Here is a 12,188-nt window from a genome sequence, read left to right as displayed (position 1 = left end):
CTCGCGGTCGACGAACTGCTCTGGCCTGGTTTTCCTGCCGAACACGATTCCCCCTGTGCGTCAGGGGGAAGACGGCACCTGCGTGTTGTAGTTTTCACGCACAGTCGCCTTCCCCCGAAAGGTCTGCTGATGTCGCGTCCACTGAGTCGACTGCTCGCGATCGTGACCTCGCTGCTGGTTCTCGGCGTGCAGCCCGCCTCGGCTGTGCCGGAGAGGCCCGATGCCGTCCGGGCGGTGCTGTCGTGGATCGACCTGCTCGACTACGCGTGCAACTTCACCGGCAACTACCGGACCCCGGGCAGCACAAGTGGCGGCGTGGTCGGCGGAGCCGCCGTCGCCCTGGACGACGCGCTCGCCGCGATGGAGACGGCCGACGGCCTTCCGCAGGAGGCCGTCCACACGCTCAGGACGCTGATGGCCCGGTCGTTCAGCCCGCAGACGTGCCTGGACGTCCGCAACACCGGAGCCTTCGGAGCCACCGGCACCACCTCCGTCCGCACTCTGTTCAGCGAGTACTCCTCGTGGGGCCCGCAGTTGCTGGAGGCCCAGCAGGAGAACCCGGACGCGGTCGACGCGGAGATCGCGAACTTGATCGGCCTGCAGCGGCGCTACGCCGGTCAGATGGCGCCGGGGCTGCACCGGAACGCGACGCGGAGCACGACGCCCGATCCGTTCGCCGCGATGCTGTTCGTGGTGGACGCCGCGGACGCCGTCTGCGAGCACTCGGTCGCCGACGAGCAGACCGAGGAACTCGCCGCGGTGTGGACCACGATGTTCGACCGGCTCGGTGAGCTCGAGGACGCACCGGCGGCGGCGTTGGAGAGCGCACGGACGTTGCTGGCCGCCGCGGTCGGGCCAGGGGACTGCGCGACCGCCGACGCCGACGGCGTCCTCACCCTGATGGGTACGGAGGCGGCGCGCGACCTGGTCGCGGGCTGGGAGACGTACGGTCCCGAGCTGCTGGAGTTCCACGCGGCCCACCCGGACCAGGTCGACCCGGTCCTCGCCGACGTGGTCGCGCAGGCCACGGCGGTCGCCAACAGGTAGGCGTCGCCGGGTCCGGTGTCACTCGGTCGGGTGGCTGGACACGCGGCGGACGGCGTGGCGGAGCAGCCTTGTTCCATGACGACGAGCCACATCGAGCACACCGGGCACACCCACGTCCACGGCGACGGCTGCGGACACGTCGGGGTGCCGCACAGCGACCACGTCGACTACGTCCACGACGGTCACCTCCACCGCGAGCACGACGGTCACTTCGACGAGTGCGAGCCGAGCGGCCACGACGAGCACGACGCGCACGACCACGACCACGGTGAGGGCTGTGGCCACGTGGCCGTTCCGCACGCCGACCACGTCGACTACGTCCACGACGGGCACCGGCACGCGGCCCACAACGGGCACTACGACGAGCACTGAAACGGGCACGCGGGGAGCTTGCGTGCGTTCAGAGTGCACGAAAGCTCCCCGCGTGCATTCACGAAGTGGAGGAGCCGTCGGGGTAGAACTGGGCGTACCAGCGGCGGAGGGCCTTGATGCCGCGTTCGTGTTGGAGCAGCACCGGGCGGGGCTGATGGATCTTGTGGTCCCAGATGCGGACCTCCTCGCGCACCTCGCCGAGAGCCTGCGTGCGGAAGACGAGCTTGAGCACCGGCGCGAGGAACGGCAGTCCGGCCGGCTTGCGCACGTGGTAGAGCATCCGCAACTCGCTCGTGCGGTCGTCGATCGGGTTGGTGAGCGCGATGGCGGTCAACGAGAGCATGGCGCCGAACACGCGCACCACCATGACGCCGGGGCCGTACATGAACACGTCGAAGGTGTTGTCGACGTCCCAGGCCAGCACCTTGCGCGCGAAGCGGCCGCGGACCTCGGCGAACGGACCGTCCACGACCAGGTCCTGCACCGGCGGCTCGCTCTGCCCGTGGATGAAGTGGAAGTGGGACTCGTCGACGATGTTCTCGCGCATCTCCTGGATGTGGATGCGCGAGGTCTGCACGTCGTCGATCGGCCGCGCGAACTCAGCCGCGGTGGCCTCCGGGATCTCCGGCACCTCCCACGCCGGCGTGTCCGGCCCGGTGTAGACGAAGATCAGTCCGCTGTGTTCCCGGACCTCGAACCCGCCGATCGACACCTTCGGGGGCCGGGCCGCGAACGGCGCGTACGTGCACTGGCCGTCCGCGCCGAACCGCCAGCCGTGGAACGGGCACTCGACCGTCCCGTCCACCACCTTCCCGCCGACGCCGAGGTGCGCGCCGTAGTGCGGGCAGTGGGCGTCACGGACCGCGGGCTTCCCGTCGGGACCGCGGAACGCGATGAGAGCGCGGCCGAAGTAGTGCAGGGGCACGACCTTTCCGCGAGGGAGCTGAACGCTGCGCAGAACCGCGTACCAGCCGTGTGGCACGAACGGCATCGGGTACTCGTCTGCGCGTGGGTCGCGGGGCAGGGTGGTCATGCGGTCGTCGATGCTGGACACCCCGTTGAGTTAACGCCGTTAACCCTTTCGGTGGCATCGCCCGTCAGGACGAAAAACGATCACCGCGCACTCGGGCAACTGGATCACGGCACGGCGCGGCCGGCCTGCTTGAGCAGCGGGTTGCGCCGGGTCAGCATCAGCCCGTACCCGCACAGCAGCGCGAACAGCACCGCCCCGCCTGCGGCCAGCCAGCGCAACGGCGTCGGCGGGTTCGTCATGACGGCCAGCACCACGGACAGCACGGTGGTGCCCAGGCCGGTGCCGCCCAGCAGCCCCGAGGCCAGGTGGTAGGCCGGGCGGGAGTGCAGGTTGGCGCGCCAGCGGTTGCGGCCGCGGACCCAGCTCTCCCAGTGCAGGACGTCGCCGGGCGGCAGGTCCGAGGTGCCGCGCAGGCCCGGCATGGCGAGCAGGTCGTTGACCTTGTGTTCGAGCTGCCAGAGGAACCAGCGGGCGCGTAACAGCCGTTGCACCTCGCCGTACCAGACGAACCACACGAACATGAGCAGCGCGGGCGCCAGTGCGAGGATTCCGCTGCGCAACGGGACGTTCGTCCAACTGGCCAGCACGCCCGTGTAGATGACGGCGATCGCGGCCAGGCCGTAACTCATCACGGTCTGCTGGGTGGTCACCGCCGCGACGAGTTCGGTGCGGATGGCGGTGTACTCGGTCTGCAGGAACGACAGTCGCGCCTGCTCGCGGTCGACGAACTGCTCCGGCCTGGGTTTGCGCCCGAACACGATTCCCCCTGTGCGTGAGAGGAACACGGTACCCAGGGCCTGGTCAGCGCGGCCACCAGGCTCAAATATGCTGGTGGGCATGGTTGCTGCCCCACCCGTCATCGGCGTGCTCGCCCTCCAGGGCGATGTTCAGGAACACCTCGTCTCGCTCGCGAAGTGCGATGTCACCGCACGGCCCATCCGCAGGGCCGAGGAGCTGGACGAACTCGACGGGATCGTGATCCCCGGCGGCGAGTCGACGACCATCAGCAAGCTGCTCGACAACTTCGAGCTGCTGGAGCCGCTGAAGGCCAAGATCAAGGACGGCTTCCCGGCCTACGGGTCGTGTGCGGGCATGATCCTGCTGGCCAACACCGTGCTGGACGGCCGTGAGGACCAGCACCAGCTCGGTGGTTTGGACGTCACGGTGCGGCGGAATGCCTTCGGCAGGCAGGTCGACTCGTTCGAGACCGATCTCGACCTCGCCGGGGAGACGGTGCACGCCGTGTTCATCCGGGCACCTTGGGTGGAGGCGGTGAGCGGCGACGTCGAGGTTCTCGCTACGGTGCCCGTTACGGCTGAGGCGGGCGACGCCGCCGGTAGGATCGTCGCGGTCAGGCAGGGCAACGTGCTGGCCACGGCGTTTCATCCGGAGCTCACGGGGGATGAGCGCGTCCACCGCCTGTTCGTGGACATGGTTCGTGGTTTGAAGGGTTCGGAGGAGAAATGAGCGGCCACTCCAAGTGGGCGACCACCAAGCACAAGAAGGCCGCTATTGACGCCAAGCGCGGCAAGCTCTTCGCGCGGCTGATCAAGAACATCGAGGTGGCCGCCCGCACCGGTGGTGGGGACCCGGACGGCAACCCGACGCTGTACGACGCCATCCAGAAGGCCCGCAAGAACTCGGTGCCGCTGGACAACATCGAGCGCGCCCGCAAGCGCGGCGGCGGCGAGGAAGCCGGCGGCGCCGACTGGCAGACCATCATGTACGAGGGCTACGGCCCCAACGGCGTCGCGGTGCTCATCGAGTGCCTCACGGACAACCGCAACCGCGCCGCGACCGAGGTCCGCACGGCCATGACCCGCAACGGCGGTTCGATGGCCGACCCCGGCTCGGTGGCGTACATGTTCAGCCGCAAGGGCGTCGTGATCGTGCCGAAGGCGGGCACGTCCGAGGACGACGTGATGATGGCCGTGCTCGAGGCCGGTGCCGAGGAGGTCAACGACCTGGGCGAGGCGTTCGAGGTCGTGTCCGAGGCCGGTGACCTCATCCCGGTCCGCAAGGCGCTGCAGGACTCCGGCATCGACTACGAGTCGGCCGAGTCGAGCTTCCTGCCGTCGGTCTCGGTCGCGCTGGAGGTCGAGGGCGCGAAGAAGATCTTCAAGCTCATCGACGCGCTGGAGGACTGCGACGACGTGCAGAACGTCTTCGCGAACTTCGACGTGTCGGACGAGGTCATGGCCGAGGTCGGCTGACCACCAGCTCCAAGAAGGCCGACCACGCAGCTGCGCTCACGGGCAGGTGGGTGGTCGGCTTTTTGCTGTCCCGAATACCGACGCTGTGCCCGATCTCGACGCAGTTGTCGCCGGTACCGCTGTAGCTGCTCTTGCGCCACACGGTCATTGGAGGCCCTCCAAGATGCTGTTGATCACCTCCCTCGATTGTTCCTCATCGAAGGCGACGGCAGCGAGGTCCTTCAGGATGTTCTCGTAGGTGTCGACGGTGTCCTTGTCGTCGAAGAACAGACAGCACTTGACACTCTCGATGTAGACGACCGGCGGGAACTTCGGAAACTTCATCACCCGGAAGTCCCCGGACGTACCCGCGTGCATGCCGATCGACCGGGGAATGATCCTGAGGCTGATGTACTTCCGCACCGACATCCGCAGCAGGTGAGCAAGTTGCTCCCGCCACACGTCCTCGCCGCCGACCGGGAGCCACAACGCCTGTTCGTGCACGAAAAAGGTGAAGGTCCGGGTGTATTCGACAATCTCCGCCCGTGCGATCCGCGCGGCCACGACCGCCGGGACGTTTTCAGCGTCAATGGGCGCTGCCTTGGTGACCGCATGGACGTAGTCCGGTATCTGGAGCAGGCCGGGCACGAGGATCATCGACCAGCAGGTGATCTCGCTGGCGTCCTTCTCCTGTTCGATCAACGTGCGGACCTGGTCCGGCACGCCGTCCTCCGGCATCTGCAGGTAGACGTTCCCCGATTCGCGGAACAGCGCGAGCAGCCGTTCGCGTTCGGCAAGGGGCGTGCGGCAGTAGGCGAGGAGCGTGATGACCTCCACCTCGGACACGCCGCCCTTGCCGGCCAACATGTCCGAGATCTTGGCTTCCTGCCAGCCGAGCACCTCGGCGAGCTGGCGCTGGGTCAGGCCGGTGCTTTCCACGGCTTTCCGGACGCCGTTGCCGAACTCGCGGCCCACCACGCTGGACGATCTCTTGGGCATGAAAGGGAAAGTAGGCCCACGATTCCCCTTCGCTCCATCGTTTCGCTTCAAATCTGCCTGAAGGTGGGAGTCTTGGAGAAGCTCCAAGTCGTAGGCTGGTGACGTGCTTTCCGACGAAGACATCGAACTGCGGGCGCGGCTGCTCTCCGCGGCCGACCGGCACGGCCACACCAACATCGTCGTGAACCCGGACGCCGAGGGCGCCGGATACGTGTTCTCGGTGGGGGCCTGGCGGCGGTTCGGGGTGGCAGAGGCCGTCGTGATCGGGTTGCCGCAGGGGATGGGCGAGAACCTGATCAACATGTACGTGCAGCGCGCCAGCGGTGGCGAGCGGTTCGTGATGGGGCAGCTCTACCACGACTTCTTCGAGGGCGTGCCCGTCGTGTTCGAGCGGGTCTACAAGGGTTTCTACCCGGAGTTCTTCGGTAGCGCGTACCTGCTCTACGACGGGTCGGAGTTCGCGGCGGTGCAGATCATCGTGCCCACGCCGCAGGGGCAGTGGCCGTGGCAACCCGATGCGCCGGAAGGGTTCCACGAGCACCAGCTGGTCCTCACCGAGAGCGGGCTCCCCGAGAGCTGGACGCCGGGGGTCACCGGGCCGTGAACGTCCACATCGGACCGCTGGCGCCTCGGCACGCCGGTGAGGTCCTGACGATCCAGCGTGCCGCGTACCTCCAGGAGGCCCGCCGTTACGGGGCCTGGGACCTGCCGCCGCTCGTCGAGACGCTCGACGAGATCCGGGATCACCTGAACAGCGGCACGCCGGCGTTCGGGGCGTTCGACGGGACGCGACTCATCGGCTCGGTGCGCAGTCGCGTCGACGGCGAACGCATGGAGGTGGCGCGGCTGGCCGTCGCTCCGGACGTGCAGGGCGGCGGGGTCGGCCGCAGGCTGCTGGAGGCCATCAGCACACAGGTGCCGGAGGAGGTAAGAGTCGTGTGGCTCTTCACCGGGGCCGAGAGTGACGGGAACCTGTCGTTCTACGAGAGCGCCGGGTTTGTCCGGGTCGGTGAACACCTCGATGCCGTCGGTATCAGGTGCGTCACTCTGGAGCAGAAGGTCATCTGACGTTCAGGGGCTGGTCACGAGCGCCTGGCAAGGTGCTGAAGCGGTCCACCCACGACCAACCACCGGTGCGGACGTCGATCACACGTCGGCTGATCCGTCCGGCACCCGCTGCCCCCGGCGCATCCGGCGCCGGGGGCAGCGCGCTGTGACGATCCTTTGGGATGCCAAGTGGGGTGACCAAAACGTTGTCCGGAAGTCGTTGTCCGCTGATCACGCATCGACACCGGACAACGATCAACCTGTAGAAAAGTCGTGCGGTCAGCCAGTCCGGGGGGATCAGGCCGGTCGTGATCGGGGGAGGAGCGCCCCGCCACGCAGGAGGCAGGGGGATGCGTGGCGGGGCGCTTCAAGAGCCGTCAGTTCTCGTTGAGGAACTTCTGGGCCAGGCTCTCGCCGAGGGACGTGGCCTTCCCGTGGTCCTCGATCGGGGACACCTTCGAGTTCTTGAAGTAGACGTAGTGCACCGGGCCGTCGGTCCCGCCGTTCTTCGGGTTCGGGTTGATGCCCAGGTTCACCGCGGTGGCGTAGGAAGCCTCACCGATGATGTTGGACGGGCCCGTGTCGCCCACGACGGCGTACTCGACCCGGTTGTTGTAGATGACGGCGACGACGCCACCGCCCTGGATGCCGAACTTGCGGTAGTCCCACGTGCCGCTCGCTGACGGCACCACCACGTACGGGAGCTTGTCCGCGACCAGCGGCTTGCCCTTCGAGTCGTGGAAGGCGGTGTCCGGTTGGAACCACGGGTCGGTGCTCTTGCTGCACTTCGCGGTCGGCTGGCCATCACAGTCGATGTCCATGTCGGCCTTGTACCAAACAGCGCCGTTCTTGCCGCAGACCGGGATGTTCGCGGCGGTCTCGGTGTCGCTGCGGTACTTGCCGCTGGAGATCTGCTGGCAGGACGACAGCTTGGCGAGCAGCTGCGCGGCACTGGGGCCGGCGGCCTGGGCGGCAGGGGAGGCCAGGACGGACGCCACGAGCGCGGACACGGCGAAAAGCCCTGGGGCGAGCTTGCGCATTTCCACCTCTTTCGACAGGTAACTTTCCTGACTGAAAGCGGCGGTGGCACTACTCTGCGCAACTCAGGTTGTGGCCGTCAAGGGGCTAGGGCTTACGTCCCAACAGTCCTATCAGGCGCGTTTGGTCGTCCGCGTCCGTTGCGACCGGTACTGGTGAGTCGAACAGCGGACTTTCGCTCCACTCGTCGATGTTCCGCTCGACGTACGCCAGCACGGTCGAGGCGAGCCCGGGATCGATGCGCTCGTCCCCGCCGATCGACCGCGCCAGGTCCCACGCGTGCACCGCGAGATCCGTGGTCATCTGCCAGCAGTACTCCTGCGCGTCGATGGACCCTGAGGACACGCTCACGGTCTTGGTCAGCGCGGACGGCTCCAGCCACGCCTCGCGCGCCGCCGCGGCCGCCACGACCCAGGACACCAGCGGGTCGTCGCCGAGGTTGTCGTGGTCGAAGCGGTCGCCGACCTGCTCGACCGTGCAGCCGGCCAGCAACTCCGGGGCCCAGAGTTGCTCGTAGACCAGATGGCCGACCAGATCTCTGACCGACCACTCCCGGCACGGGGTACCCAGCACCCACTGCTCGGGCGCGATCTCCCGCACCCGGCGGTCGAACTCCGTCATCGCCAATCCGTGCGCCTCGATCAAGTCCACCCCAGCAGTGCATCAAATCCCGCTCAATCCCGCACCCCGGCGTGAGAGTTGGGCCACTTGGACGCAACGTGAGTTTCCAGCCGTACGAGCGTTCGGCGTAATGTGCACCGGATCCGCCGTGACAACGTTGACACGAGAGGACGATGACGTGAGCGCTCCTAGCGCCAGCATCTCCGAGCAGGACAGGGGATTCTTCGGGCATCCCCGAGGCCTGTCCACGCTGTTCTTCACCGAGCTCTGGGAACGGTTCTCGTTCTACGGGATGAAGGCCATCCTCGGCCTCTACCTGTGGACGGCCGTGTCCGAGGGCGGCCTGGGCGTCGACAAGGCGCTCGCGCTGTCCGTCGTCGCCATCTACGGCACCGCGGTCTACATGTCCGGTGTCGCCGGCGGATGGCTGGCCGACCGCGTCTGGGGCGGGCAGCGGGCCACGTTCTACGGCGGCGTGCTGATCATGTGCGGTCACATCGCACTGGCGCTGCCGATCGGCATCACGGGCGTGTACCTCGGCCTGATCTTCATCGTCTTCGGCACCGGACTGCTCAAGCCGAACATCTCGACCGTTGTCGGCGGCCTCTACGAGCAGCACGACACGCGCCGCGACGCCGGCTTCACGGTGTTCTACATGGCGATCAACATCGGTGGCTTCGTGTCGCCGCTGATCACCGGCGCGCTGGCGGACGGCATCGGCTTCCACGCCGGGTTCGCCGTCGCCGCGGTCGGCATGGCGCTCGGCCTGATCCAGTACCGGATCGGCCGCAAGAACCTGCGCGGCTCGGCCGCCGTGGCGCCGAACCCGTTGCCCGCCGCGGAGAAGGGGCGCGTCTACGGCCTCATCGCCGGCGTCGCGGTCGTGATCGGCGCGCTGGGCGTGCTCTCGTACCTGCTGGGCGGCGTCGAGGGCGTCATCCTGATGATCAGCATCATGTCGATCGTCCTGCCGATCACGTACTTCACCGTGATGTACCGCAGCAAGAAGACGCTGCCGGCCGAGAAGCCGCGCGTCCTCGCGTACATCCCGCTGTTCGTCGCGGCCGCCATGTTCTGGCTGATCTTCGAGCAGAGCGCGTCGGTCATCGCGGAGTTCGCCGACTCGCACGTGGACAACCACGTGTTCGGCTGGGAATTCCCGGTCGCCTGGTTCCAGTCGATCAACCCGATCATGATCATCGTGCTGGCACCGGTGTTCGCGTGGCTGTGGCTGAAGCTCGCCGACCGCGCGCCGGGCACGCCGCGCAAGTTCGCGGGTGCGCTCGTGCTGGTGGGTTTGTCGTTCGTGCTCATGTACTTCGCGAGCAACTCGGCCGAGAGCGGCAAGGTGACGCCGCTCTGGCTGGTCGTGATGTTCCTGATCATGACGTGCGGTGAGCTCATGCTCTCGCCGGTCGGCCTGTCGGTGACGACGAAGCTGGCGCCCAAGGCGTTCGCCTCGCAGACGATGAGCCTGTGGTTCCTCGCGGTCTCGGCCGGTACCGGGGTTGCCGCGCAGCTCGTGAAGTTCTACACGACGAGCCCGTCGGCGTACTTCTTCACGCTGGGCGGCGCGGCCATCGTGCTCGGTGTCGCACTGGCCGTTGCCGCGCCCGCGATCCGCAAGCTGATGGCGGGCGTCGAATAACGATGAAGGGCTCCTTCATCCACCTCAGGTGGATGAAGGAGCCCTTCATCCCGAACAAGGCGAGAGGGAGGCCCGTCGCGGCGGCGGTGCGGCGGGTCTCCCTCTCGCCTTCAAGGATGCACTACGGAGATGTGTCATTGGGGCACGAACATTGCTCCAGGCGGGTGAAGTCGAGCACGTGCTGCGACGAAACTCGCCCCATGTCAGCTCTACTTCACCGCCAGTGACCGTTTGGTCTCGTTTGCTCGCACCGGAAGTCGCAACGCGCCGCGGATGAGCTTCGACTTCCGGCGTGCCATCGGGCCGTCCGGCGCGAGGTTCGGGAACCGCTTGAACAACTCGTGCAACGCGACCGCGCCCTCGATGCGGCTCAGCCCCGCGCCGATGCAGTAGTGGATGCCCGCGCTGAACGCGAGGTGCTCGCGCGCGTTGGACCGTGTCGGGTCGAACTTCAGCGGGTCCTTGAACACCCGCGGGTCCCGGTTCGCCGCCGCGAGCATGAGCATCACCGGCATTCCTTTGGGGAGGCTCACCCCGGCCAGATCGAGGCGTTCCTTGGGCCAGCGGATCGTGTACTGCACGGGCGGGTCGAGCCGGAGGACCTCCTCGACGAACCCCTCGGCGTACTCCGGGCTCTGGGCCAGCGGCGCGACGGTGTGCGGGTTCTCGAACGCCTTCAGCACGCCGTTGCTGATCAGGTTGACCGTCGTCTCGAACCCGGCGAACAGCAACAACCCGGTGGTGGCAACGAGATCCTCGCGGCTGAGGTCGTCGTGCCGCGTCACGAGGTGGCTGACGATGTCGTCCTTCGGGTCGCGGCGGCGCTCGTCGATCAGCACGTCGATGAAGTCGTTGTACTCGATGATGGTGGCGTGCAAGTTCTTCAGCTGCTTGTGCGACCACACGCCGTCGAGCGTCTCGGCGAGCGAGCTGCCCCAGCGGGCGAAGATCTCCTTGTGGTCGTCGGGCACGCCGAGCAGGTCCGCGATGACCTGGATCGGCACCTGTGAGGCGAACTCGCTGACGACGTCGAACCTGTCGTCGAGCTTGTCCAGGTAGTTCCTGACGATCTTCTGGATGGACTCGGTGCGGTCCTTCAGCGCTCGTGGTGTGAAGAACGGCTGCACGAGCTTGCGCAGCCGGGTGTGGTCGGGCGGGTTCATCATCAGGAACGAGTCCTGCACCGGGTTGACGATCTTCTCGCCGTTCTGGACCAGCTCGACCTTGGGCCCCAGCGACGCCTCGTCGAAGGTGGCGGTGATGAACCGGTTGTCCCGCAGCACCGAGTCGCAGATCTCGCGGGACGGCGTCACGTACGCGCCCATGCGGCTGCGGACCATGTCGCCCTTCGCACGCACCTTCTCGTACATCGGGTACGGATCGCGGCCCGGCGGCGAGGCCATGACACCCGCGTACGGGTCACCGAGGAGCGCGTAGCCGCGGACGAGCGTGCGCAGCGCGAAGAACTGGGCGGTGGTCTTCAGCGTGGACATTCGTCCACAGTGCGGTTTTCGTGAAGAACCTTCAAGAGTTGCGGCGGTGCCGGCGCACGGTTTCTTCGACCAGATCGAGTACCGGCTCCATGTCGTCCGCCGGAAGGCCCATGGCGAGGTGCGACACGAGACCTTCGAGGACGAGCTCGAGGAAGTTCGTCAGGACCGTCACGTCGACGTCGTCGCGCAGGTTGCCGGCTTCCCGTTGCCGGATGAGGCGTTGCCGGGTGGCCGCCGTGAGCTGTTCACTGCGCTCGGCCCAGCGCGCGCGGAAGTCCGGGTCGGTGCGGAGCCTGCGGGAGACTTCGAGACGGGTGCCCAGCCAGTCCGCCGCGTGCTCTTCCTCGCGTTTCTCCGGTTCGTCGAGGAGGTCGCGCATGACCTGGACGAGGCCCTGTTCGGCGACCACGTCGGCCATGCGCAGCGCGTCGTCCTCGGCCAGCGCGAGGAAGAGCGACTCCTTGTCGCGGAAGTGGTGGAAGATGGCGCCGCGGGACAGTCCCGTCGCCTCTTCGAGACGGCGTACCGTGGCACCTTCGTAGCCATGACGCGCGAAACAGGAACGCGCGCCGTCGAGGATCTGACGGCGGCGGGCGTCTAGGTGGTCCTGACTGACCCTGGGCACCGGTAGATGGTCGCAGGGGGAGGGTGGGAAATCCAATCCGTACGTACGGATTGGACACGTCCGTCCGTGTGAT

Annotated in this window: 15 protein-coding genes; 7 read left to right on the top strand and 8 right to left on the bottom strand. The window is 67.3% G+C overall.

The features are described 5' to 3' along the window. Positions 1–129 precede the first annotated feature (129 nt). Both B0F77_RS35400 and B0F77_RS35395 read left to right on the top strand, forming a co-directional pair. Positions 130–1,047, top strand: coding sequence for a hypothetical protein (locus tag B0F77_RS35400; protein ID WP_086667392.1), 918 nt, complete (start codon positions 130–132; stop codon positions 1,045–1,047). 75 nt (positions 1,048–1,122) lie between these two features. Continuing rightward, complete coding sequence (locus tag B0F77_RS35395) at positions 1,123–1,419, top strand: hypothetical protein (RefSeq protein ID WP_086667391.1); 297 nt, start codon at positions 1,123–1,125, stop codon at positions 1,417–1,419. A 58-nt stretch (positions 1,420–1,477) separates the two neighbouring features. Here B0F77_RS35395 and B0F77_RS35390 read toward each other — a convergent pair whose 3' ends face one another. Both B0F77_RS35390 and B0F77_RS35385 read right to left on the bottom strand, forming a co-directional pair. Further along, positions 1,478–2,473, bottom strand: a complete 996-nt coding sequence (locus tag B0F77_RS35390) for a Rieske 2Fe-2S domain-containing protein (protein ID WP_245849064.1) — start codon at positions 2,471–2,473, stop codon at positions 1,478–1,480. A gap of 83 nt (positions 2,474–2,556) precedes the next feature. Then, the gene (locus B0F77_RS35385; protein ID WP_086667390.1) at positions 2,557–3,210 is read right to left on the bottom strand and encodes a hypothetical protein; all 654 of its coding nucleotides are present in this window, start codon (positions 3,208–3,210) and stop codon (positions 2,557–2,559) included. Between the two features lie 79 nt (positions 3,211–3,289). On the opposite strand from B0F77_RS35385, the gene pdxT reads away from it, so the two are divergent. Both pdxT and B0F77_RS35375 read left to right on the top strand, forming a co-directional pair. Further along, on the top strand, positions 3,290–3,919 hold the full coding sequence (gene pdxT, locus B0F77_RS35380) for a pyridoxal 5'-phosphate synthase glutaminase subunit PdxT (protein WP_086667399.1): 630 nt from the start codon (positions 3,290–3,292) through the stop codon (positions 3,917–3,919). Next, positions 3,916–4,665, top strand: a complete 750-nt coding sequence (locus B0F77_RS35375; protein ID WP_086667389.1) for a YebC/PmpR family DNA-binding transcriptional regulator — start codon at positions 3,916–3,918, stop codon at positions 4,663–4,665. The genes pdxT and B0F77_RS35375 overlap by 4 nt, the downstream gene beginning before the upstream one ends. On the opposite strand, the gene B0F77_RS35370 is transcribed toward B0F77_RS35375, so the two are convergent. Further along, positions 4,646–4,813 carry a DUF397 domain-containing protein gene (locus B0F77_RS35370; RefSeq protein WP_086667388.1) on the bottom strand — a complete coding sequence of 56 codons (168 nt, stop codon included), beginning with the start codon at positions 4,811–4,813 and terminating at the stop codon, positions 4,646–4,648. The two genes, B0F77_RS35375 and B0F77_RS35370, sit on opposite strands and share 20 nt — an antisense overlap. Beyond that, positions 4,810–5,643 carry a helix-turn-helix domain-containing protein gene (locus tag B0F77_RS35365; protein ID WP_158102910.1) on the bottom strand — a complete coding sequence of 278 codons (834 nt, stop codon included), beginning with the start codon at positions 5,641–5,643 and terminating at the stop codon, positions 4,810–4,812. Before B0F77_RS35365 ends, B0F77_RS35370 begins: the two co-directional genes overlap by 4 nt. Before the next feature lie 103 nt (positions 5,644–5,746). Between B0F77_RS35365 and B0F77_RS35360 the strand changes: the two genes are divergently transcribed. After that, positions 5,747–6,247, top strand: coding sequence for a DUF4262 domain-containing protein (locus B0F77_RS35360; RefSeq protein WP_086667386.1), 501 nt, complete (start codon positions 5,747–5,749; stop codon positions 6,245–6,247). Next, the gene (locus tag B0F77_RS35355; protein ID WP_158102909.1) at positions 6,244–6,711 is read left to right on the top strand and encodes a GNAT family N-acetyltransferase; all 468 of its coding nucleotides are present in this window, start codon (positions 6,244–6,246) and stop codon (positions 6,709–6,711) included. The genes B0F77_RS35360 and B0F77_RS35355 overlap by 4 nt, the downstream gene beginning before the upstream one ends. Before the next feature lie 356 nt (positions 6,712–7,067). Here the strand turns inward: B0F77_RS35355 and B0F77_RS35350 are convergent, their stop codons facing one another. Both B0F77_RS35350 and B0F77_RS35345 read right to left on the bottom strand, forming a co-directional pair. Then, positions 7,068–7,730, bottom strand: a complete 663-nt coding sequence (locus B0F77_RS35350; protein WP_086667384.1) for a glycoside hydrolase family 75 protein — start codon at positions 7,728–7,730, stop codon at positions 7,068–7,070. Between the two features lie 85 nt (positions 7,731–7,815). After that, complete coding sequence (locus B0F77_RS35345) at positions 7,816–8,379, bottom strand: TIGR03086 family metal-binding protein (RefSeq protein ID WP_245849059.1); 564 nt, start codon at positions 8,377–8,379, stop codon at positions 7,816–7,818. A gap of 148 nt (positions 8,380–8,527) precedes the next feature. On the opposite strand from B0F77_RS35345, the gene B0F77_RS35340 reads away from it, so the two are divergent. Continuing rightward, a complete protein-coding gene (locus B0F77_RS35340; RefSeq protein ID WP_245849058.1) occupies positions 8,528–9,997 on the top strand; it encodes a peptide MFS transporter in 1,470 nt (489 codons plus the stop codon). 209 nt (positions 9,998–10,206) lie between these two features. Here the strand turns inward: B0F77_RS35340 and B0F77_RS35335 are convergent, their stop codons facing one another. Beyond that, positions 10,207–11,490 (bottom strand): cytochrome P450, encoded by a 1,284-nt coding sequence (locus B0F77_RS35335; RefSeq protein WP_086667382.1) that lies wholly within the window; start codon positions 11,488–11,490, stop codon positions 10,207–10,209. Between the two features lie 31 nt (positions 11,491–11,521). Then, positions 11,522–12,115, bottom strand: coding sequence for a TetR/AcrR family transcriptional regulator (locus tag B0F77_RS35330; protein ID WP_086667381.1), 594 nt, complete (start codon positions 12,113–12,115; stop codon positions 11,522–11,524). Positions 12,116–12,188: the final 73 nt, after the last annotated feature.

Origin of the sequence: Lentzea kentuckyensis, assembly GCF_002150765.1 — a bacterium.
GTDB lineage: Bacteria > Actinomycetota > Actinomycetes > Mycobacteriales > Pseudonocardiaceae > Lentzea > Lentzea kentuckyensis.
This window is presented reverse-complemented; position numbering and strand designations above follow the sequence as displayed.